The 22,662-nt window shown below is 67.4% G+C and carries 19 protein-coding genes; 7 read left to right on the top strand and 12 right to left on the bottom strand.

The genetic code is table 11. The features are described 5' to 3' along the window. Positions 1 to 25 precede the first annotated feature (25 nt). On the bottom strand, positions 26 to 1,156 hold the full coding sequence (locus AC1RMD_RS01125) for a succinylglutamate desuccinylase/aspartoacylase family protein (RefSeq protein WP_492922832.1): 1,131 nt from the start codon (positions 1,154 to 1,156) through the stop codon (positions 26 to 28). Positions 1,157 to 1,158: 2 nt separating this feature from the next. Then, entirely contained in the window at positions 1,159 to 2,436 is a 1,278-nt protein-coding gene (locus AC1RMD_RS01120) for a cyanophycinase (protein ID WP_492922830.1), read from the bottom strand. 314 nt (positions 2,437 to 2,750) lie between these two features. Here AC1RMD_RS01120 and AC1RMD_RS01115 point away from each other — a divergent pair, with 314 nt between their 5' ends. The 3 genes from AC1RMD_RS01115 (at position 2,751) to menC (ending at position 8,169) form a co-directional block, all read left to right on the top strand. Next, positions 2,751 to 5,501: a TonB-dependent receptor gene (locus AC1RMD_RS01115; RefSeq protein ID WP_492922828.1), complete on the top strand. Its 2,751-nt coding sequence runs from the start codon at positions 2,751 to 2,753 to the stop codon at positions 5,499 to 5,501. A gap of 67 nt (positions 5,502 to 5,568) precedes the next feature. Continuing rightward, positions 5,569 to 6,987 (top strand): transporter permease, encoded by a 1,419-nt coding sequence (locus tag AC1RMD_RS01110; RefSeq protein ID WP_492922826.1) that lies wholly within the window; start codon positions 5,569 to 5,571, stop codon positions 6,985 to 6,987. 9 nt (positions 6,988 to 6,996) lie between these two features. Further along, a complete protein-coding gene (gene menC / locus AC1RMD_RS01105; RefSeq protein ID WP_492922824.1) occupies positions 6,997 to 8,169 on the top strand; it encodes an o-succinylbenzoate synthase in 1,173 nt (390 codons plus the stop codon). Here menC and AC1RMD_RS01100 read toward each other — a convergent pair. The 10 genes from AC1RMD_RS01100 to soxC are packed head-to-tail and all read right to left on the bottom strand — an operon-like array spanning position 8,159 to position 16,425. Continuing rightward, positions 8,159 to 8,584 carry a DsrE family protein gene (locus AC1RMD_RS01100; protein WP_492922822.1) on the bottom strand — a complete coding sequence of 142 codons (426 nt, stop codon included), beginning with the start codon at positions 8,582 to 8,584 and terminating at the stop codon, positions 8,159 to 8,161. The genes menC and AC1RMD_RS01100 overlap by 11 nt on opposite strands. After that, the gene (locus AC1RMD_RS01095) at positions 8,581 to 9,564 is read right to left on the bottom strand and encodes an MBL fold metallo-hydrolase (RefSeq protein WP_492922820.1); all 984 of its coding nucleotides are present in this window, start codon (positions 9,562 to 9,564) and stop codon (positions 8,581 to 8,583) included. Before AC1RMD_RS01095 ends, AC1RMD_RS01100 begins: the two co-directional genes overlap by 4 nt. After that, on the bottom strand, positions 9,561 to 9,998 hold the full coding sequence (locus tag AC1RMD_RS01090) for a thioredoxin domain-containing protein (RefSeq protein ID WP_492922818.1): 438 nt from the start codon (positions 9,996 to 9,998) through the stop codon (positions 9,561 to 9,563). Before AC1RMD_RS01090 ends, AC1RMD_RS01095 begins: the two co-directional genes overlap by 4 nt. Positions 9,999 to 10,004: 6 nt before the next feature. After that, complete coding sequence (gene soxB / locus AC1RMD_RS01085; RefSeq protein WP_492922816.1) at positions 10,005 to 11,723, bottom strand: thiosulfohydrolase SoxB; 1,719 nt, start codon at positions 11,721 to 11,723, stop codon at positions 10,005 to 10,007. Positions 11,724 to 11,751: 28 nt separating this feature from the next. Beyond that, positions 11,752 to 12,372, bottom strand: coding sequence for a sulfur oxidation c-type cytochrome SoxX (soxX, locus tag AC1RMD_RS01080; RefSeq protein ID WP_492922814.1), 621 nt, complete (start codon positions 12,370 to 12,372; stop codon positions 11,752 to 11,754). Positions 12,373 to 12,384: 12 nt separating this feature from the next. Next, positions 12,385 to 13,191, bottom strand: a complete 807-nt coding sequence (soxA, locus tag AC1RMD_RS01075; RefSeq protein ID WP_492922812.1) for a sulfur oxidation c-type cytochrome SoxA — start codon at positions 13,189 to 13,191, stop codon at positions 12,385 to 12,387. A gap of 10 nt (positions 13,192 to 13,201) precedes the next feature. Further along, entirely contained in the window at positions 13,202 to 13,513 is a 312-nt protein-coding gene (gene soxZ, locus AC1RMD_RS01070; RefSeq protein WP_492922811.1) for a thiosulfate oxidation carrier complex protein SoxZ, read from the bottom strand. A gap of 23 nt (positions 13,514 to 13,536) precedes the next feature. Beyond that, positions 13,537 to 13,995, bottom strand: coding sequence for a thiosulfate oxidation carrier protein SoxY (soxY, locus tag AC1RMD_RS01065; RefSeq protein WP_492922809.1), 459 nt, complete (start codon positions 13,993 to 13,995; stop codon positions 13,537 to 13,539). 31 nt (positions 13,996 to 14,026) lie between these two features. Beyond that, positions 14,027 to 15,091, bottom strand: coding sequence for a c-type cytochrome (locus AC1RMD_RS01060; protein WP_492922807.1), 1,065 nt, complete (start codon positions 15,089 to 15,091; stop codon positions 14,027 to 14,029). Then, positions 15,091 to 16,425: a sulfite dehydrogenase gene (soxC, locus tag AC1RMD_RS01055; RefSeq protein WP_492922805.1), complete on the bottom strand. Its 1,335-nt coding sequence runs from the start codon at positions 16,423 to 16,425 to the stop codon at positions 15,091 to 15,093. The genes AC1RMD_RS01060 and soxC overlap by 1 nt, the downstream gene beginning before the upstream one ends. Before the next feature lie 114 nt (positions 16,426 to 16,539). On the opposite strand from soxC, the gene AC1RMD_RS01050 reads away from it, so the two are divergent. From AC1RMD_RS01050 to lnt, 4 genes are all read left to right on the top strand, one after another. Then, on the top strand, positions 16,540 to 18,075 hold the full coding sequence (locus tag AC1RMD_RS01050; protein ID WP_492922803.1) for a methyl-accepting chemotaxis protein: 1,536 nt from the start codon (positions 16,540 to 16,542) through the stop codon (positions 18,073 to 18,075). 322 nt (positions 18,076 to 18,397) lie between these two features. Then, positions 18,398 to 19,492, top strand: coding sequence for an SGNH/GDSL hydrolase family protein (locus tag AC1RMD_RS01045; RefSeq protein ID WP_492922801.1), 1,095 nt, complete (start codon positions 18,398 to 18,400; stop codon positions 19,490 to 19,492). Between the two features lie 20 nt (positions 19,493 to 19,512). Then, positions 19,513 to 20,190 carry a hypothetical protein gene (locus tag AC1RMD_RS01040; RefSeq protein ID WP_492922799.1) on the top strand — a complete coding sequence of 226 codons (678 nt, stop codon included), beginning with the start codon at positions 19,513 to 19,515 and terminating at the stop codon, positions 20,188 to 20,190. A 5-nt stretch (positions 20,191 to 20,195) separates the two neighbouring features. After that, on the top strand, positions 20,196 to 22,652 hold the full coding sequence (gene lnt, locus AC1RMD_RS01035; RefSeq protein ID WP_492922797.1) for an apolipoprotein N-acyltransferase: 2,457 nt from the start codon (positions 20,196 to 20,198) through the stop codon (positions 22,650 to 22,652). Positions 22,653 to 22,662 lie beyond the last annotated feature (10 nt).

Raw genomic sequence — 22,662 nt, 5'->3', positions numbered from 1 at the left:
GCTTATTCCCGGCGCCGTGCGCGCATCATGCCGACAGCAGCGCGCCGCTGCGCAGGGCCAGCTTGCCGGCTACTTTGCTCAGGCGCGTTCCGGGCGATACATAGCGCCGATTTTCGCGGGCGAAATAGAAGCCGTCCACCGGCGCCAACAACTGTTGCACGCTGCCGCTGACGGGGTCTATCAGGTCGATCAACGGTTCGCCGGCACGCACGGTGGCGCCGAGCTCGCGCAAATACACGACCAGTCCCGCCGACGGCGCGGCCACGGGCATGCAGCCAGCCAGCGGCGTGGGGGCGCAGGCCGGCGGCACCGCTTGCGACAGGGGGCCGGCGACGATGCCCTGCAAGCGCAGGAAGTCCAGGATCGCCGTCGCGTCGCGCGCGGCGGTGGCGTGGTCGACGTCGATAAAGCCGCGCAATTCGATGGTCACGGCCAGACAGGCCAGCGGGATGGGGAACGCCGCGCCCGCCAGCGCCGCGATATCCCACCAGATGCGGGAACACGCTTCATCAAACGGGTCGTCGCCGGATTCGGTTTCCAGCAGGGCCACGCTGGCGCCCAGCAAGCCGGCCAGCGGCGCCACCCGCTCCCACAGCGGGGTGCCGGTGTACAGGTGCAGCAGCGATTCGCAATCGCAATGCAGATCGAGCACGACATCGGCGTCGGCGGCCAGCCGCATCAATGCCAGGCGCTGGCACGCCAGCTCGTCGCCGGCGGCCAGGTCGCGCTCGCGCCCGGCCAGGCTGGCGCGGATCGCGGCGCGGATCCATTGCTGATTGGCCTGCGCGTCCGCGCCCAGTTGCGGCTGGACCGTTTGCCACACCTCCTGCGACAGATTGGGGAACAGGCGGTTGTAATTTTGTCCGGTGCGCAGGTCGAAGCGGCCCTGGCTGGTGCCCAGCAGCGTTTGCGCCAGGCCGACGGGATTGGCCGCCGGCACCAGTATCACTTCGCCCAGCAGCCCGCCTTGCCGCTCCAGTTCGGTCAACTGCCGGCGCAGATGGTGGGCGACCAGCATGCCGGGCAATTCGTCGGCATGCAGCGCGGCCTGGATATAGGCCTTGGGGCCCTTGCCCTGTTGGCCGAAGCGCAGGTAGCTCAGGCTGCGGCTGGTGCCGGCGGCGGGGGAGGGCAGCGCAATCGTGTTCAGTTCCATGGTCAGTTTGATTTCCAGGCCTGGTAGAGGGGCACCTTCAGACGCACCGGCCGGACGTCGAGCCGGGCATCGAAGATGGAGTAGTCGTTGCCATCGAGGCCGGCACTATCCCAGCCGTGGGTGCGCTCGTCGCGCCGCAGCACGAACTCGAAGCCCAGTTCGGGCGCGGGGTCGACGACCGCCACCGGCCCGGTCTGCGGCAGATCGAAGGCGATGCCGGTGACCTGGTCGCGCGGGCCATCGACCAGTTGCGTCAGCGCGCGCTGGATGGTGTTCTCGCCGAGGATATCGGTGTAGGCGGGGCGGATGTTTTCCAGCTCCGCGACAAAGCCAGGCTGGCGGAACTTGAGCTCGCCCCTGGCCTGCTTGGCCGCCAGTACCCGCCCTTGCGACTTGGCCAGATCGTAGCGGTCGCCATTGTCCAGATAGGAAATCCGCACATTGCGCACATTCACGGGCCCCGCTTCCTGCGTCGCCTCGCGCAGGTCCAGCAGCAGGGCGCCGGTGGCGCCGACAATCTCGACTTCGCTGCCGTGGATGATGGCCGCCGTATTCTCGTCCACGCCCAGGCCGATCTTGTAGCCCTTGGCCAGCATCAGCGCCAGCATGCGGCCGACCCGGCCCCGCTTGAGGAAATGCTGGTCGATGAACAGCTGCTCGCCGACGAAGCCCAGGCCGCGTTCGATCTCGCGGCCTTCGCGCATCACGCCCTTCAGCACCTGCACCGGATTGAGCGCGTCGCGGAACATCACGCTGCTCATGATGGCGGCGCCGGCGCTGGTGCCGGCGATCACCCCGCCGCGCGCCTGCAAGGCGCGCACGGCCAGCAGCACCGGCGACGCCACGCCGGCGGGATTGAGCACGTCGGCGTAGTGCTCCTGCGCTCCGCCAGTGAAAAACACGCCGCTGGCGGCGCGTATCTTGGCGACGTTGGCCGGATCGGCGGCCGCCCGCCGTGCCGAATCCAGGGTCTCGCCGGGCCAGCGCGGCGCAATCTTCAACAGTTCCACCTGGGCGCCACGCTGCCGCAATTCCTGCGCGGCGTCGGCGCCGGTCTTGTCCGGGTAGGCCGATGAGGTTGGAATGACCACGAAGCGCGCGCCCGGCCCGCCCGCCAGGTCCACCAGCCGCTGGCGCACCGCCTCGTTGTCGGAGCGGATGGCGCCGCCCATCGGCACCACGATGCCGGCGACCGGCTGGAACGCGGTCGGCGCCGCGCCTTCCCCCGCATACGCAACGGCGCTTGCCAGCTGGGCTGCGCACAGCAGCCATCTCGACACGGATTTCACGAGCCCTACCTTTCACTGCGTTGTCATTGACAGCCATGTTGCCACTGATCGTGCCGCCATAGCCAGCGGCCCGCCACGGTTTGCGCACATTGGCAATTGCATGTCGCACTGTCGGAAGTCCGCAACATCGGTTTGCTGACTTCATTGCAACAATGCGACACGGCCTTCTCACAGAGCGACTAAGGCAAGTTCGGCTGCGCGCAAGCCGGTCAACGTTGCCTACACTTGAATTGTTCCATGGTTACAACGGGGCGGCGCAAGCATCGTGCTTGGCGTCTGTCCACCCACTTTCGAGGACTGATCGCATGAAAACAGCTAGCAAGCTCAAGGCGTCTGCATTCCGCCGCTCCCGATGCACCCATGCCGTACTGCTCGCTCTTGGCGGCATGAGCCTGAATGTCGACGCGCAAACCATGCAGCGCGTGGAAATCACCGGCTCCAGTATCAAGCGCATAGAGGGCGAGGCGGCATTGCCGGTGGAAGTGATCAAGCGCGAGGATATCGACAGATCCGGCGTGACCACCGCCGCCGAGCTGCTGCAAAAAATTTCCGCCAACGTCGGTGGCCTGACCGACGGCGCCAGCGTCAGCGACGTGATGGGCGGCCAGCGCGGCTTCAACGGCGCCAACCTGCGCGGGCTCGGCGTGTCCAGCACGCTGGTGCTGCTCAACGGCCGCCGCATGGCCAACTTCGCCAGCCCCGGCGACAATTCCGGCGTCGACCTGAACAACATTCCGGCCGGCGCCATCCAGCGCGTGGAAGTGCTCAAGGACGGCGCCTCGGCCATCTATGGCACGGACGCCATGGGCGGCGTGATCAACTTCATCACCCGCAAGGATTACCAGGGCGGCGACATCAATGTGTACGCGCTGAAGACGAGCGAGGGCGGCGGCGGCAAGAGCTCCGCCTCGTTCGCCGGCGGCTACGGCGACCTGGGCACGGATCGCTTCAACGTGTTCGGCGCGCTGGACTTGCAGAAAACCGGCCGCCTGGCCAGCTCCGAACGCAAGTTCATGCAGGAATACAGCCTGCCCGATCGGCTGTCGCCACAGCTGTCGAGCACCACCTTCCCCGCCAACGTCGACCTGACCGCCGCCCAGCTGGCGCTGCTCAACAAATCGAGCTATCTGAAAGGGTCCGGCCCCGGCGGCACCTGGCAGCCGTCGCCCGGCCGGCGCGTCAATCTCGGCAAGGCGTCCTGCGTGGACGGCAGCCCCAACGTGGTGCGTCCGCTCGGCCCCGGCGGCACGGAAGGCTGCTCCTTCAACTACATGGGCGACTCGGAAGTCTATCCCAAGTCCGACAAGCAGAGCTTCATCGGGCGCGCCACCTTCCAGGTCGCCGAGTCGCACCAGCTGTTTGCCGAAGTCCTGCTGAGCAAGGCCAATACCGAGTACGCGGCCTCGCCCGCCACCTCGGGCAGCATCAACGGCGCCAGCAACGGCATCTATCTGCCGGCCGATCTGCAAGCCAAGACCGGCATCACCACCCCGGTCAATTTCCGCTTCCGCCTGACGGACGCGGGCCGCCGCACCTCCGAAGTGACCAGCAAGGCATCGCGCCTGGTGCTGGGCGCCAGCGGCCGCGTGGGCGACTGGGAATACGATACCGCCTACAACCATAGCGAGAACAAGACCAACGACCTCGATATCGATGGCTGGGTTTCGCACGGCAAGCTGCTGGCGGGGATCGCCCAAGGACTGTACAACCCGTTCGTCGCCGCCACCGACGACGCCGGCCGCAAGTTCATGAATTCGATCAAGATCAACGGCGCGGCCCGTATCGCCAAGGGCACCAGCGACAGCGTCGACGGCAAGCTGACCCGGGCGTTGCTGCCGTTGGCCGGCGGCGACCTCATGCTGGCCCTCGGCGCCGAGCTGCGCCGCGAGAAGACGGCGTTCACCTCCACCGATGCGCTGCGCACCAACGACGTGCAGGGCGACCGCTCCAGCTCCGACCAGTTGTTGGCCGACTCGGCGAACTCGCGCGACATCGCCGGCTTCTACACCGAGCTCAACGCCCCGTTCAGCAAGGAATGGGAAGGCCAGTTCGCCATCCGCCATGACCGCTACAAGGGCGTGCACGATCCGCTGACCGGCATCACCACGCCGGAACTGAAGACCACCAATCCGAAGATCGCCGTCAGCTACCGCCCCAGCAAGGCAGTGCTGGCACGCGCATCCTATGGCACCGGCTTCCGCGCGCCGTCGATCGCCGAGCTGTTCCTGCCGGTGCGCTCCGGCACCACGGCCAGCTTCGTCAAGGATCCGGTGTCGGGCGAGATCGCCCAGTTCGACCTGGACCGCTACGGCAACCCGCTGCTCAAGCCGGAAAAATCCAAGCAGTTCTCGGCCGGCCTGGTGGTCGAACCCAACAAGAACTGGAACGGCAGCCTGGACTACTGGATCATCCGCAAGACCGACATCATTTCCGAGATCGGCGAACAGACCGTCTTCGACAATCCGGTCTACTACAACGATCCCAACATCGTGGTGCGCGACGATGGCGCCGTGTCCTATCTGAAGTTCAAGAAGGAGAACCGGGGCAAGCTCAACACTTCCGGCCTGGATGTGGCGCTCAACTGGCATGGCGACGCCACCGCGGTCGGGCGCTTCGGCGCCAGCCTGGCCGGCACCCTGATCACCGAGTACGAGTTCCAGTCCGATCCCAACTCGCCGATCACCAACGGCCTCGGCGTGTTCCGCGACGACAAGGCGGTGCAGCGCTGGCGCCACCGGCTGACGCTGGACTGGACCCAGGGTCCGGCCAATCTGACCCTGAGCAACACCTTCTCCTCCAGCTATCGCGACCAGAATATCGCCGGACTGGCCGATCCGGGCTGGAACGACCGTGACGTCAAGGCCTATACGCTGTGGGACCTGACGGGCAGCTACGCGTTCACCAAGAGCTTCAAGCTGCGCGCCGGCGTGATCAATATGTTCGACACGCCGCCGCCGTTCACCAACCAGTCGCGCTACTTCGAAGTCACCTGGGACCCCACCTATGGCGACCCGCGTGGACGCTCGATGTTTGCCAACCTGCAGTACAAATTCTAGTCCTGCCTGACGCGCCCAGCCCCGCCCGGCGGGCTGGGCGCCGTCTTACTTCGCGAAGACCTCCCATATGAGCAACATACCCAGCCGCTTCAAAGTTCCCCACACCCTGATCATCCTGCTGTTCATCGCCGTGATCGTGGCCTTGCTGGTGCCGTTCGTCGCGGCCGGCTACTTCGAACCCAACGTGGCGATTTCGCTCGATTCCTACCGTGTGGCCGAGCACAACATCAGCATCGCCTGGTTCGGCAGCGGCAAGCAGATCGGCTTGTTCAACGCCCCGTTCGAAGGCATGACCTCGGGCAGCCGTGGCGGCTCGGCGATCGGCGTGATCGCCTTCATCCTGCTGGTCGGCGGCGCGTTTGGCGTGGTCAATGCCAGCGGCGCCGTCGATCGCGGCCTGTTGCGCCTGATCGCCATCACCGGCGACCACCCGCGTGTGCTGCTCGGCAGCCTGTTCGCCGCGTTTGCCGCCGGCGGCGCCGTGTTCGGCATGGGGGAGGAAACCATCGCCTTCCTGGCGCTGCTGTTGCCGCTGATACGGCGCATGGGCTATCCGCCGGAAGTGGGCGTGATGATCACCTATGTGGCGAGCCAGATCGGCTTCGGCACCTCGTGGATGAATCCGTTTGGGGTGGCGCTGGCGCAGGGCATCGCCAATGTGCCGCTGCTGTCGGGCGCGCCGCTGCGCATCGCCATGTTCGCGGTCTTTGTCAGCACCGGCATCGCCTTCACGCTGTGGTATGCCGAGCGCCATCGCGCCGCGGCGCCGCCGCAGGCGGACCAGCACGGCGATACGCCGGCGGCCGCGGCGCCGCTGACGCTGGCGGACCGGCTGATCCTCGCCGGCATCGTCGCCACCATCGTCTGGATCGTCTGGGGCGTGGTCGCTGCCGGCTACTTCATTCCCGAAATCGCCACCCAGTTCGTCGCCCTGTGCTGCTACACGGCCCTGATCGCCATCTTCGCCAAGCGCCTCAGCGCGGACGGGGCGGCCGAAGCCTTCATCGGCGGCGCCCAGCAGCTGGTGCCGGCGGTCCTGGTGATTTCCATGGCCAAGGGCATAGAATACCTGCTGGGCGGCGCCAGCCCGCACACGCCCTCGGTATTGAATACCTTTTTGCACAGCATGGGCGGCATGCTGGAAACCTGGCCGCCGCTGCTGGCGGCGCAAGGGATGCTGGTGGTGCAGACGGCGTTCACCTTCGTCATCCATTCGGGCAGTGCCCAGGCCGCGATCAACATGCCGCTGATGGCCGGCCTGTCCGATCTGGTGGGCGTGTCGCGCCAGACGGCCGTGCTGGCCTACCAGCTGGGCAACGCCATGGCGAATATGAGCGTGCCGACCGGCGCCGTGCTGATGGCCACGCTGGGCCTGGCGGGCGTGCCCTGGACGCGCTGGTTCGGCATGATCTGGCGCTTCCAGCTGCTGGTGCTGCTGATGTCCATGGGGATGGTCGGCTTCGCCGTCCTCTCCGGTTACCACTGAGGCCAGGCCATGGACCATCGCTACCTGCAATGCCACGTCCCGGTGTCCCCTGCGGCGCAGGCGCGCATCCCGGCCCTGCAAAGGATAGACCTGATCACGGTGCGCCTGCCGTATCTGCGGCCGTTTTCCACCAGCGTGCACACCTGGGCGGCCAAGGAGGCGTTGCTGTTGCGGCTGGAAGCGGACGGCGTGGTGGGCTGGGGCGAATGCGTCGCCGATCCCGACCCCTTCTATGCCAGCGAAACCACGCGGACGGTGCGCCATGTGTTCCAGCAGTTCCTGCTGCCGCTGGTCCGGCCGCGGCTAACGCTGGGCGAACTGCTGCACGCCTGGAGCCCGGTGCGTGGCCACGGCATGGCCAAGGCCATGGTGGAAAACGCCTTGCTGGACCTGATCGCGCGCCAGCAAGGCTTGCCCCTGCACCGGCTGCTGGGCCTGACCGCCCGGCCGATCCAGTCGGGCGTCGCGCTCGGCATACAGCCATCCATACCGGCGCTGCTCGATGCCGTGGCCGAGGCCATGAGCCGGCCGTATCACCGGGTCAAGCTGAAGATCATGCAGGGCAAGGATGTCGCATGGGTCGCGGCCGTGCGCGAGGCCTATCCCGGCCTGGCGCTGATGGCCGACGCCAACGGCGACTACCGGCTCGACCATGCGCCCATCCTGTGCGCGCTCGACGCCTTCAACCTGACCATGATCGAACAGCCGCTGTCCTACAGCGACATCGTCCAGCATGCGGCGCTGCAAGGCCGGCTGGCCACGCCGCTGTGCCTGGACGAATCGATCCACGATCTGGACGACGCGCGCGCGGCGCTGGCGCTGAAGGCGGCACGCATCATCAACATCAAGCAAGGGCGGGTCGGGGGCATGCTCGAATCGCTGCGCATCGCGGCGCTGTGCGAGCAGGCCGGCGTCGGCGTCTGGTCCGGCGGCATGGACGAAACCGGCATCGGCCGCGCGTTCAACATGCAGTTGCAGGCGGCGCCGGGCTTCACCCTGCCCGGCGACACGGCGGAAACCTCGCGCTACTTCAAGGAAGACATCGTCGATCAGGCGGTGGTCCTGGCCGACGATGGTTATATCGCGATGCCCGGCGGTCCGGGTATCGGCGTCACCGTGCTGGAGGAGCGGGTGAGCCGCTATACGCTGGAGCGCGAGCGTATCCGCCCGCCTACGGCTTGATGTAGGCGTAGCCTTCCAGCGCCTGCAAACGGCTGATTTCCGCCACGCCGGATGGGACGATGCTCGCTTCCGGCAGCACCTTGTCCTTGCCAATGCTGCGCGCCACCAGCGTGTTGTTGCAGACACGGAATTGCACATGGCGGGCCGCCAGTTCCTGCACCACCACCTCGTACGGATTGCCGTTCTTGTCCATCGCCCCGTCGAGCAGGAATTCGATGCCTGGTCCGAGCGCGACGACAACGATTTGCGCCTTGGGACTGGCGTCCAGGTGGTTGCGGATATTGCGCAAGCCGCCCATGGCGTTGCCGCTCTCGCTGAAGTGATACACCACTTTTTCCACGCGCGGCGCCTCGGCCTGCGCCGCCTGGGCGCACAGCAGCAGCAGCGGCAACATCAAAATACGGAACAGTTTCATTTGGGCTCCTTGCCAGTTTGCAGAGATTCTTTTTCCATCAGCAGATAAGTGCCATAGGCGTTGAGCCGGTTGGCCTGGCTGAAGGCGGGGTAGTCCTGGAACGCGGACCAGTCGGTGCGCGCATAGGCCTCATCAAAGGATAGCAGCTCCTGCACGGCATTGCCCATCTGTTCGCGCAGGTAGCGCAGATAGCGTTGGGTCAGCAGCATGTCCTGGCGCGGCGCGCGCGAGGCCGCGCCATGGCCGGGGATCACCACGGCCGGCTGCGCGTCGAGCATGCGATCGAGCGCCTGCAACCAGCGTTTGCTGTCGGCGTCGCCGACATACGGCAGGCGGCCGCTGAAGAACAGGTCGCCCGCGAACAGCGCGTGGTCTTCCTCCACCAGCAGCAGCAAGTCTTCCGCCGAGTGGGCGCCGCTGCTGTCGATCACGCGGAAGTGCAGGCCACCCAGTTCGAAGCGCCACGGCTGGCCGTCGGCGAAGTCCAGCCAGCGGTCGGCCGACACCAGTTGCGTGCGTTCATCCACCCACGGCGCCAGTTCGGCGCGGCGCTGCGCCAACCGTGCGCGCGCCAGGTCCGAGCGCAGGTAGTCGCGGCCGTTGCGGTGGGCGGCGATCACCACGCCGGGCTGGCGCAGCGCTTGCAGGCCGTAGAAATGGTCGGCGTGGTAATGCCCGACGATCACCATCTTCAGCGGCGCCGACGTCACCTGACGGATCGCCCGCAGCATGGCGGCGCCCAGCGCCGGCGTGGCCAGCGCGTCGTACACCACCACGCCGGCCGGCGTGACGACAAAGCCGGCATTCGACATGAAGCCCTGGTTTGCCCGGCTGGCCATGCCGGCTTCCCCCTGGAAGTAATAGACATGGGGGCTGACCTGGACCGGCTTGAGGACGATATCCGGCGCGGCCTCGGCCGCCAATACGGGCAGCACGGGCAGCACCGCGGCCAGCAACAGCAGTCGGCGGACGAGATTCATAAGTTTTCCTTGGGCGAGGCGAGGGCGGCGGCTTGCGCCTGTTGCAGGCGGCCTTCCAGATAGGCGCCGTAAAAGCCGGCCTGGTCCAGGCCGGGCAAGGGGGCGGCCAGCGTGCGGCCTGCGCCGCCGAGAAATAATACGGTGGGAAAGAAAGCCACATGCAGCTGGCGCAGTACTTCGGCGATGGGCTGCAACTGCCCGCCCGCGTCGACCAACCGCTCCACCATATCGCTCTCCAGTTCGCGCAGCACCAGGCGCGGATTACCTTCGCGCAGCAGCGGCGCCAGGTAGTTGCGCCGCACTTCCAGGCAATACGGGCAGTCCCGGCGCGACACCAGCAGCACCAGCACCGCCGACGGCGCCGCCAGCGCGGCCAGCTCCGCCCGCAGATCGCGCAGCGGCGGCAACAAGGGCGCGTGCGGGGCGTCGGCCACGGCGGCTCAGGCGGCCATGCCGGGATTGCCGGCCGTGCCCACCAGCGTCGGCTGGTCGGGGCGGCGCGCGCGCACCACCGGGTGGGCGCGCAGATAGGTTTCCATCACGTCCCAGATCGGCGCGCCGCTGGCGCCCTCGGCCACCGGCGCCCAGCTGGCCACCTTGTAGGTCTTGTCCGCATCGAGCAGCTTGCCGTTCAGCCGCATGTCGCTGATGCGCCGGCCGCTGGCCGCCGCCGGCGTGCAGCTGTAGCGCATGCCGCCCACGCGCACCATGTCGCCGCCCTGCTGGTAGTAGGGATCCGGGTGGAACAGGTTGTCGCACACGTCTTCCATGATGGTCTTGATGGTGGCGCCGGTCATCTCGGTCAGCGTGGTGGCCGGGTAGGTAATGGCCAGCTGGTCCATCAGGTCGCCGCGCGTGATGGGGGCGCCCGGCAGCAGCGAGGTGCCCCAGCGGAAGCCCGGCGAGAACGCCAGGTCGGCGCCCTTGACCGCCAGCAGGCCGTCGACGATCAGCTGGTCCCAGCTGCCGTTGAAATTGCCGCGCCGGTACAGCAAGCCTTCGGTGACGGCCAGCGTTTCATCCAGCCTGGCGCGGAACGGCGCCCGCACCGCGTCGATGTGCGCCTGCATGGCGCGGTCGGCCGGCAGCAGGTTGGAAAACACCGGCAGCAAACGGTACTGGTAGCCCTGGATGCGGCCGTCGCGCACGTCGAAATCCAGCACGCCGAGGAACTTGCCGTTCGAGCCGGCATTGGTCACCAGCGTCTGCCCGCCCTGGTTGGACACCACCACCGGCGTCGGCACGCCGTCGTGGGTGTGGCCGCCGAGGATGGCGTCGATGCCGACGACGCGGCTGGCCAGCTTCAGGTCGACGTCCATGCCGTTGTGCGACAGCAGCACCACCACCTTGGCGCCCTTGGCGCGCACTTCCTTGACCAGCGCCTGCAAGCGCTCCTCCTGGATGCCGAAGCTCCAGTCCGGCACCATGTGGCGCGGGTTGGCGATCGGCGTGTACGGGAAAGCCTGGCCGATCACGGCCACCGGCACGCCGTTCATTTCGCGCCAGCTGTAGGGGGCGAACACGGGATCGCCGAAATCGGCCGTCACCACGTTCTGGGCGACGAAGTCCACCTTGCCCTTGAAATCCTTCTGCACGATTTCCTGCACCCGCTGCGCGCCCAGCGTGAACTCCCAGTGCGGCGCCATGATTTCCACGCCCAGCAGCTTGGCGGCGTCGACCATGTCCTGGCCGTTGGTCCACAGCGCCGTGGCCGAGCCCTGCCAGGTGTCGCCGCCGTCGCACAGCACGGCGTGCGGCCGGCCGGCGCGCAGCTGCTGGACCAGGGTGGACAGATGGGCGAAGCCGCCGACCTTGCCGTACACCTTGGCGGCGGCGGCAAAATCGAGATAGCTAAAGGCGTGCGCGCGCGCCGTCTTCGGTGCGATCTTGAACTGCTTGAGCAAGGCGTCGCCCACCAGGTGCGGCGCCCTGCCGGCGGCCTCGCCGATGCCGAGGTTGACGCTGGGTTCGCGGAAGTACAGCGGCCGCAGCTGGGCGTGGCAATCGGTGATGTGCAGCAGGCTGACGTTGCCGAACTTCGGCACCGCATACAGCTGCTCGGCGGCGCCGGGCGTGGCGGCCAGACCATCCTTGCCGGCCAAGGCCAGGCCGCCGGCGCTGGCGATGGCCAGCATTTGCATGAATTCGCGTCGTTGCATGGGGTAGCCTGGCTCAGGTTCGGATGGATTACTGGTTGACCGGCGATTCAGGCGCCAGCAGCAGCGCCATCACATCCTGCATCTGCTTTTCCGTCAGGATGCCGGCGGCGCCGAAGCGCGGCATCGTCGAACACGCCTGGAAGGCATGCGAGTTGTAGATCTTGGCCCAGGTGTATTTCAGGTTGTCCGGCGTCGGGCCGCCGCGCAGCTTGCCGTACTGCTGCAAACTGGGGCCGATATTGCCGAAGGCGATTTCCTTCGGGTCCAGCTTATGGCAGGCGTAGCAGTTGCCGCCGGCCGTCGTCCCTTTCGGATCGGACGACTGCAGGCCGCGGCCGTTCTGCGCCACCTTTTCGCCTTCCTTCCAGTCGCCCAGGTAGTTGCCGTCGGCCGGATAGCGCACGGTGGCCGTGGCTTGCTGCTCGATCTGCTTGCGCTGCGCCGGTTTCAGCGGGCGCTGCGCGTCCTGCGAGCACAGGCGCTGCGCCTCGCTCTGCTCCAGGCGGTCGACGGTGGCTTGGTTCTTGTCGCGGAACGAAGCCTTGAACGCGGCCAGGTCGGCGCTGTCCTTGGCCGCCGGCCCGGCGGCCGGTGCGGCGCCGGAAGCCAGCATGCCCAACAGGGCGACGGTGATGTATTTGCTTTGCATGGACACTCCGTATCAGCGTTTCAAGCCCGGCGCCGCCATCGTGCCACCCTTGGCGTTGACGCCGAGATAGGTGATCAGGTCGATGGCGGTCTGGGAGTTGTACTCCAGTTGCGGGAAGCGCTGCTGGCGGAAGCAGTCGGCCATGCGCCACTGCATGGTGCGCACCGCGCCCTGGCTGACGCGGTAGGCCGGCCAGCTGGCGAAGGCGCCGCGCGCGGCGGCCGCCTGCTGCAGGTTCGGCAGGTCTTGCAGGCGGATGCGCTGGTCGTTCTTGCTGTGGCAGGAGGCGCAGGAAAAATCATGCGGGCCGGCGCGGTAGAAGAACGCTTGCTTGCCGCGCGCATACGCGGCTCTTTCCTCGGCGTGCTGCTGCGGCAGCTTGACCTGCATGTCGCGCGAGGCGGCCGACACGTAGGCGGCCAGCGCTTCCATGTCGGTGGCGCGTTCGCCCTGTTCGGAAAACGGCTTGCGCACGATGTCGGCCCGTTCGAGGCCCTGCAGCGTCACCATGCAATGCACCAGGCGCGCTTCGGCATCCATCACCTTGCCGGTGTCCTTGAAATAGCGCGGCAGCTCGGCATAGGCGCCGGCCAGCACGCCCGGCCCCTTGCCCAGGTCGCAGGCTTCCAGGCTGGCCTGCCTGGGGCCACGCTTGCCGGTCCACAGTACTTCGCCCTGGCCTTCGACCAGCTCGGCGGGGTTGCCGTCGGCCAGCATGGCGCGGTATTTGGCGATTTCATCGCTGACGCTTTGCGCCGTAGCGCTGCCTGCAACGACCAGCCCCAGCAGGCTGGCCCAGGTGACACGGGATAGTGACATGGTGGCGGCCTCAGGCTACGGTGACTTGGTCGGTACGGCTTTCGCCCCGATTGTCCTGCCAGCTGACGCTGACGCTGTCGCCCTTGGCGCCGCCCTTGAACTTGAAGGCGAGGTAAGGGTTTTGCGAGACCGACTGGCCCCACATGCATTGCAGCACCACGCGCTCGCCGTGCTTGACGGTGACGTCGGTGATGTAGTGCGCCGGCACCACGACGCCGGCCGCGTCCTTGCGGACGCCGGTCTCCATCGGATGGGCCATCAGTACTTTCACTTCCGTGACGCCGTTGGCGGCATTGGCACGGATTTTCATTGGATCTGCCATGTCTGCTCCTGTGTTGAGTCTGATTAGCCGCCGCAGCCGCCCAGCGTGACCTTGGTTTCCTTGGTCGCCGAGTACAGCTTGCCGTCGGCGGTCTTCACCACGGCCACCACGTTGGTGCTCTGGCCCATCTTCAGGCGGCTCTGCACGGCGGCGGCGGTGTCGTCCGGGATGCGGAATATGGCGGCCAGCGGGTTCGGGTTCTTTTCGACAAAGAAGTAGATCTCGCTGGTGCCGGGAATATTGGACACCACGCCCACCGGCACCACGGCGCCGTTCTCGGCGATGTCGGGCGAGGTGATGACGATGTCCTTGCTGTCGACCGGCGTGCCGCCGACGGCGGCCAGCGCATCGGCCAGGGACTTGGCGCTGAAGCCTTCACGGCCGGTGGCGGCCAGCGCTTGCTGGCTGGTCACCAGCCCACAGGCGACCAGCAGGCCAAGGGCCGAGCTGGTCTTCAATACGGTACGACGGGTCGGGTTCATGCGCTCTCCTGGTGGTTGCGGGGTGGCCCGCTCATGGTGCGCCGCCGGCCAGCCATTGAACGATGGCTTGCAGGTCGGCTTCTTTCAATTGGGGTTGCGGCGGCATGGGCATGGCGCCCCAGGCGCCGGCGCCGCCGCTGCGTATCTTGGCCTGCAAATAGGCGGCGCGGTCGGCGCGGCCCTGGTACTTGACGGCGACGTCGCGCAGGGCGGGACCGATGATCTTGTTGCTCACGCCGTGACAGCCCATGCAGCCGTTCTTGTTCAGCACCTGTTGCACATCGCCGCCGCCGGCGGCCTTGGCCGGGACCGGCGCAGCCGCGGCAACGGCGCCGGCCGGCGCCGGCACTTGTGCGGCAGGCGCGGGACGCGTGGTATCGGTGCCGCGCACGCCGCTCAGCGGACGGTTTTGCTCGGCCAGATTGCCATGCGCGTTGCGGGCGAAGTCGGGCAGGCTGGAAGTCTGCCTGGCCTCGGTCGGGCAATTCGTCATGCAGGCGGTGTTGAGCACATCGGCCTTGCCCTTGATGTCCCACAGGCCGGGCTGGCGCACCAGGCCATTGCGGTTGGGCAGGCGTTGTTGCACGGCGGCCATGTTGTCGTTGCTCAGCACGAAATCGGCCGGCACGATGCCGCCCAGGTTCAGGATGTGGGCGGTGACGGCATACACCTCGTCCGCGCTGAGCGACTTGGGCGCGTCCCACGGCATGGCGCGGTTGATGTAGTCCCACAGCGTGGACAGGTGGGCCACCTTCATCAGCGTGGTGCGCTGCGGCACGCTGCCGTTGGACAGCGCCGCCACGTGGCCGCTCTTGATATCGGCCTCGGTGGTGCCGCCGACGATGGGCGTGAACACCTCGTTCGATTCGCCAAAGCTGCCGTGGCAGCCGGCGCAGCGGTTTTCCCAGATCTGCTCGCCCTGGGCGACGCCACCGCGGCCTTTCGGCAATCCCTGGAAATCGGCGCGCACGTCGATATCCCAGGCCTTGATTTCAGCCGGCGTGGCGGCGCGGCCGATGGTCTGCCACGGCGCATCGGCGGCCTGCGCCAGCAGGCAGGCGCCCAGCAGCGCGGCGGCGAGGATAGTTTTTTTCATCAGCTTACCTGGACGTTGGAGACTTCGCCGTTCGGCGACACCTGCCACGACTGGATGGCGTTGTTGTGATAAATGGAGCGCGTGCCGCGCACGGCGCGCAGCTGGTTGAGCTTGGGCTGCACGTAACCGCTGTCGTCGATGGCGCGGCTTTGCAGCACGGCGTTGCCGCCATCCCACACCCAGTCGATATTAAAGCGCGTCAGCGCCTTGTTCTGCACCGGGCCTTCGATGCGGGCGGTGCGCCAGTTGCGCCCGCCGTCCACGCTGACATCGACCCGCTTGATGCGGCCGCGCCCCGACCAGGCCAGGCCGCTGATGTTGTAGTAGCCGCGGTCGAGCAAGGTCTGGCCGCCGGACGGCGTGGTGATCACGCTCTTGCATTCCTGGATCGAGGTGTACTGGCGATGCTGGCCGTCCGGCATCAGGTCGACGTAGTGGATGGTTTCATCCTTGGTGTCCCACGGCTGGTCGCCCACTTCGAGGCGGCGCAGATACTTGACCCAGCTGACGCCCTGCACGCCGGGCACCACCAGCCGCAGCGGATAGCCGTTTTCCGGCCGCAGCATTTCGCCGTTCTGGCCCCAGGCCACGATGGCGTCGTCGAGCGCCCGCTCGATGGCGATGGTGCGCGTCATGCTGGAACCGTCGGCGCCTTCGGCCAGCACGTAGCGGGCGCGCTTGCGGTCGATGCCGCACAGGTCGAGCAGGGTCGACAGCAGCACCCCCGTGTACTCCGAGCAGGCCAGCATGCCATGCGTGTATTGCACCGTCGGCAGCGCGACGTTGCCCCACTCGGCGCCGGTGTTGGCGCCGCATTCGATGAAGTGGATGCGCGACACCGACGGCAGGCGCATCAGGTCGTCCATGGTGAACACGCGCGCCTCGCGCACCAAGCCGTTGATCATCAAACGGTGGCCGCTGGGATCGATATCGTGCCAGCCCTGGTGGTGACGTTCAAAATGCAAGCCACTGGGCGTGATGATGCCGAACAGTCCTTGCAGTGGCGTGAAGCTGACTGACGCCTGGCGCACGCGGGTCAGGCCCGGGCTTTCGCGGCGCTGCAGATTGCTTTCCCACTTGGACGGCTGGCCGTAGGGCAGGGCGGCCACCGGCTGGCCCAGCGTCTTGCTGTGCGCCGGCAGGGTGAGGATGGCGTCCTCGCCGGCCGCGCCCTGTGCCGCCGCCGCGCCGCCCGCGGCGACGCCGGCGCCCATCGCCAGGGCCTTACCCATGAAGCTGCGGCGCGCGGTACGCGCCTGTGCGAGCTGGGCCTCACCGAGATGATGCTCGGGGGCTTGCAACAGCCTGCCGATGGTGCGTAGCACATCCGTCACGGCCGGTCTCCTTGTGTTTTTGTGGGGATAAGCTTAGCCTGTACAAGTTCTTCTACGCAAGACATTTCCTGTCTCATCCCAAAACCTGGAATATTCAACAAAGCGAGAACACCGATGAAGTTACGCGACAAGATGGTGCTGTGCATGGCCGTGGTATGTTGTGCTTTCCTGGTCGCGCTGGGGGTGGCGCTGATGGGCATGCAAAGCGCCCGCAACCAGTTCCAGCAATTCCTGGAAGTGGACCAGGCCTTGTTGCAGACCACCACCAACCTGTACGCGCAAGGCCTGCAAATGGGACAAGCGCTGCGCAACGTGGTGCTCGATCCCACCAACAAGGCCGGGCTCAAGAATATCGACGACGCCAGCAAGTCCTTCGCCGAATACATGCAGATGGCGCAAGGCCTGGTCCCGCCGCAAAGCGAGGCCGGCAAGATGTTCGCGGAGGTGGCGCAATTGCGCGAAAAACAGGCCGGCTTGCAAGCGAAGATCATGGCGCTGGCCAAGGACGACCAGCCCGCCGCGATCATGGTGTTGAACAAGGATGAAACGCCGGTCTGGCGCGTGATGCGCGGCCGTCTGCTGGACTTCCTCAAGGCCAAGAAGGACGACGTCAAGCTGACCGAAGCGAGCGTGATCGCCTCCACCCAGCGCACCATGTGGATCAGCCTGGGCCTGGCGCTGGCCACGCTGGTGGCGGCCGGCGTGGTCACCTATTTGCTGTCGGCCAATGTGATGCGCCAGCTCGGCGGTGAACCGGACTATGCGGCCGGCATCGCGCGCCGCATCGCCGCCGGCGATTTCACCGAAGAGATCCAGACCAGCGGCGGCGGCGGTCGCGACAGCCTGTTGTCGGCCATGCAGTCGATGCAGCAAAGCCTGGCCGGCATCGTGGCCCAGATCCGCAGCGGCGCCGAGACCATTTCGACGGCGTCGAGCGAAATCGCCGACGGCAACCTGGACCTGTCCAACCGCACCGAACAGCAAGCCACCTCGCTGGGCCAGACCGCCAGCGCCATGGACCAGCTGACCAGCACGGTCAAGCAGAACGCCGGCAGCGCGCGCCAGGCCAGCGGCCTGGTGGCGGCCACCGCCGCCGTCGCGGTCAAGGGCGGCAGTGTGGTGGCCGAGGTGGTGACCACCATGGGCGAGATCAACCAGTCGTCGCGCCGCATTGTCGACATCATCGGCGTCATCGACGGCATCGCCTTCCAGACCAATATCCTGGCGCTGAACGCGGCCGTCGAAGCGGCGCGGGCCGGCGAGCAGGGGCGCGGCTTTGCGGTGGTGGCGTCCGAGGTGCGCAACCTGGCCCAGCGGTCGGCCGCCGCCGCCAAGGAAATCAAGGAACTGATCGGCGTCTCCGTGCAAAGCGTGGAACAAGGCGCGCGCCTGGTCGAGCAGGCCGGCACCACGATGGACGAGATCGTGGCCAGCGTCAATCGCGTCAGCGCCATCATGGGCGAGATCGCCGACGCCAGCGAAGAACAGACGTCGGGCATCGAGCACGTCAACAACGCCATCGTCCAGATGGACCAGGTGACGCAGCAGAACGCGGCGCTGGTCGAGCAGGCCACGGCGGCGGCGCAATCGATGCAGCAGCAGGCCGCCGAGCTGGCCGGCGCCGTCAGCGTCTTCAAGCTGCGGCGCTAGCCCCCATTGTGATCCCCGCGCGACAGGCAAGCGGTCCTGTCGAGACATTTTCGTGGCCCGTCGAGACAATCGACGGCTTGTGGTGCGCTACAGCTGTTTTTGAGGTAACATGAACTGTTTGCTAACATTGTGTCGGCGGATCATGGGCGCTGGAATGGCCACCTGCCGGCTGGCATGCAAGCGATATCACGCAGTTGATGTGGACGTTGGCAACCTGGTCGCCGCGATGTGATGGCTCGCGCTGCCGAGGTTGCTGTACGTCGTAGCGCGAGACATATCACCCAAACCGCCATCTTGCAGATTCCCTGACCGGAGACACCCCATGTCGTACACCCGCTTTCAAAAGAAGTCGTTGCCTACGCTATTGTCCTCGTTGTTCCTGCTCGCCCTCGGCGGGCAAGCTGTGGCCAGCACCCTGAACCAAAACGTATCCTGGACCATCAACCGTGCCGGCACCTCCACCGTCTATCGCGTGGTGGCCTACGGCGATTCGATTTTTGCCGGCTATAACAGCTCGATCTTCAGCGCGGCCAAGTACGCGGCGCCGACCGTGGACGCGGAATACCTGTCCGCGCAGTGGAACGCCGACATCGAGAGCGTGCGCCGCGCCAAGTCCGGCGCGGTGGCCGAGGATGTGTACAACAACAAGATCGTGGCCGAGCGTTCGTATATGCAAGCCAGTAACACCCGCGTGGTGGCCTTCGAGATGTGCGGCAACGATGGTTTGCAGGCCCGTACCGCCTTCAAGAGCCAGACCGGCACCTGCGACGACAGCGTGCTGACCGCGGCGGAAAACAGCTGCCGGAAGTATGTCGGCGCGGCGATGGACTACATCAACGCCAACGCCTATTCCGGCGTCAAGCTCAAGCTGGTGTCGAACCTGCACTACCCCGGCTACAACGCCGACAACGTCCAGAGCTCCTGCAAGGACCCGTCGACCGGCAAGACCGTCAACATGCAGGAGAAATTCCTGCCTTCGCTGGTCCGCATCAACTTCGCGATGTGCGACCTGGCGCGCCAGAAGGGCTTTGCGTGCGCGGACAACTTCGCCCAGTACATGGGCGCCGACTATGACAGCAACGGCGACGGCCAGATCGACGCCGATGCGCTGCGCTATGTGGCCGGCGAGAGCCAGTCCAGCTATCAGACCCGGATCACCACCACCTTGCGCTCGACCGTGCGCGACGCCAACGCGCACTTTGTGTCGGCCGGCAGCAGCTACGACTACATCCAGTCGGACGACACCCACCCGACCTACACCGGCGCCACCGTCACGGCCGGCCTGTTCGGCGGCAGCACCGGTTCCGGCGGGCCGCGCTACAGCTCTTTCAGCGGCGGCAAGAACCCGATCTGGAATCAGTACGGCCACGAGCGGATGGGCTGGGCGGTGTCGACCTACAACGTCGCGACGCCTTGATACACGGCTGAGTTGCTCCCTTGGCACAGCCTCCCAAGCGGCCTGAAGACGATAGCGGGACCTCGGGCGCGGGCCGCGCCTGGCGTCCGCGCGCCGGCTTGCTGGCGGTCGCGCTGGTGCTGGCCGTGATCGGCTTCGGCGTGCTGGTTTTCCTGGTCACGACGCCCGATCCCGGCATCCTCGCCGGCGCCGTGCCGCAGCCGCTCGCGGCCGGCGCGGCGCTGGCCTCCGGGCCGCCGCCATCGTCGTCCACCAACACGCCGCAGTCCGCGGCGCCGGATCCGCGGCGCGCGCCGGAAGGCGACGCCGACCCGACGCGCGACCTGAAAAGCTATGTCGCCCGTGGCGAGAAGCCGACCATGCCCGAAGTGATCGAACGGCTGCATGAGCGCGGCATTTATTCCGGCCTCGGCGCGTTTTCGCCGCCGGGCACCCGTCCGCCCATGGTCGGCCTGGCGGTGCCCGAAGACTTCGTGCTGCCGGAGGGCTACGTCCGCCACCACCAGGCCACCGACGACGGCCAGCGCATCGAAGCGATCCTGATGTTCGCGCCGGATTTCCAACTGTACGACGCCGCCCACAATCCGGTCGCCATGCCGAAGAACCGCGTCGTGCCGCCGGAGCTGGCGCCGACCGGACTGCCGATCCGGCGCATCGTCGTTCCCCCTCCCATTGAACCGGCCGGTCTCGGCCGTTGACCCGCATGCGACAACTTTTAACCTCTTCCACGGCGCGCATGGTTGCCGGCATCCTGGCGAGCGCCGTCCTGTCGGCGCTGTATGCGCGCGGCGGGCCGGCCTGGCTGCTGGGCTTGGTGATGCTGGCCCCGTGGTTGGCGACGCTGAACGCCAGCCGCTCGCTGGCCGCGACGCTGGGCTCGGCTTACCTGATGTCGCTGGCCTTCACGGCGGCCGTCTTCCCCTGGTTCGGCATCGCGCTCGGACGCTACACGCAGGTCGGCGCGGGCACCGGCCTGGCCGTGCTGCTGCTGGCCGCGCCCCTGTTCCAGCCGCAGTTCCTGGCGTTCGCGCTGGTGCGCCATGCGAGCGGACGCGGACATGGCCCGCTGCTGCGCGCGTTGGCGGCCGCTGCGGCCTGGGTGGCGGCCGAATGGCTGCTGCCCAAGCTGCTCGGCGACACGCTCGGCTACGGCCTGTATCCGTCGCCGCTGATGCGCCAGGGCGCGGCGGTGGGCGGCGGCGCCGGCCTGACCGTGCTGCTGTTGCTGGCCAACGAGGGCGTGGTGGCGGCCTGGGCGCAGCGGCGCGCTGGCTGGCGCGTGTTCGCCCAGCCGTTGGCGCTGGCGGCGCTGGGCCCGCTGCTGCTGGCGATCTACGGACTGGCGGCGCAGCCGGACAGCGGCACCGCCGCCACCGGCAAGCCATTGCGCATGGGCCTGGTCCAATCGAACATCGTCGACTACGAAGGTTTGCGGCGGCAGAAGGGCGCGGGCGCGGTGGTGCGCGAAGTGCTCGATGCCCACTTCGCCATGAGCTATGACGCGGTGGTGCGGCGCCAGGCGGACGCGGTGCTGTGGTCGGAGACCGCCTATCCCACCACGTTCGGCCATCCCAAGAGCGCAGCCGGCGCGGGCTTCGACCGCGAGATCGTCGCCACCGTCCGTGCCGCCGGCGTGCCCTTCGTGTTCGGCACCTACGACAGCGACGACGACGGCGAGTACAACGCGGCCGCCTTCGTGCAGCCCGGCGTCCCGCCGGCCTTCTATCGCAAGACGCATCTGTTCCCCTTCACCGAATACGTGCCGGCCTGGCTGGACGGGCCGCGCCTGCGAAGCCTGTTGCCGTGGACCGGCAACTGGAAGGCGGGCAATGGCGCGCGGGTGTTCCCGCTGCGCCTGGCCGACGGCCGCTCGATCCCGGTGCTGCCGCTGATCTGTCTCGACGATGTCGATGCCGGCCTGGCGATCGCCGGCGCCAGGCTGGGCGCGCAAGCCATCCTGACCATGTCGAACGATTCCTGGTTCAGCGACGCTCCCGAGGGCGCGCGCCTGCACCAGACGGTGGCGGCGTTCCGCAGCATCGAAACGCGGCTGCCGCAATTCCGCGTCACCAGCAACGGCTACAGCGCGGCGTTCGACGCCAGCGGCGCGCTGCTGGCGGGCACCCGCATGGGCGAGCCGGCGCTGGTGGTCGCCGACCTGGTGGTGCGCAAGCCGGCGCCGACCTTGATGGTCCGCTGGGGCGATTGGGTCGGGAAGGCCGCCTGCGCCTTCCTGCTGTTGCTGGCGGCCAGGGCGCTGATCCCGTCCTGGCGCTCGCCGGCGGCGGATGGCGTGTCGCCGGCGCAGCTGGCGATCACGTTCCCGGTGCGGGTCGCGGTGTTGCCGCCGGCGGCCCGGCTTGGCGCGGCGCTGTTGCGCATGCTGGCGCGCGCCGGCCTGCTCGGCATTTGCGTGGCCATGCTGTTGAACGAACCATTGAGGACCAACACCCTGGCGCAAATCCGCTGGTTCAGCGCCCTGTTCCTGGCGCCGGAAGCCGCCTCGTGGTGCGTGCTGCTGGCGTTCGCCGCGCAGGCGTCGATCAGCGACGGCGTGCTGGTGCTGACGCGGGGCGCCCAGCGGATCGAACTGGCGCTCGGCGAGATTGCCGCGGTCAGCTTGTGGCGCTTGCCGGTGCCGGCCGCCGGCCTGGCGTTGCGCCTGGCTTCAGGCCAGCGCTGGCGCTACGGACTGGCGCTGGCCAAGCCGCTGGCCCTGGCCGCCGCGCTGGCCGGCGCCGGCGGCCCCCAAGGGTTGGAACAGCCCGGCGCGACGATGGGGGTGTATGCGCGTGCCCGCCTGGCGCTGCACCGCCGCAAGCTCGACCGTCCACTGGTCAAGTTCGGTTTGCTGCCGCTGGCGCTGGCCATTCCCGCCTTCCACCTGCATCAGCACATCGCCTACGGCAGCGCCTTCGGCGAGTTCTACACCTTCGGCCTGAAGGCTTACCTGCTGGCGTTTGGCTTGTGGTGGGCGGCCTGGTCCATCGGCGTGGTGCTGAGCGCGGCCTTGCTGCGCGCGGCGATCGAAGCCGGCACGCTGCTGGCGGCCTTGCTGCATCCGGGGCGGGCGATCGCGGTGCGCCGCTGGCTGGAGCGCGCCGGCCGCGCGGCGCTGTACCTTGGCCTGCCAGGATGGCTGCTGGCGAACCTGTATTAACCGACCGCGC

The sequence above is a fragment of the Duganella sp. GW822-FHT06D06 genome, from assembly GCF_058799615.1.
The sequence above is the reverse complement of the archived record's forward strand: the minus strand, read 5'-3'. Positions and strand labels throughout refer to the sequence as shown.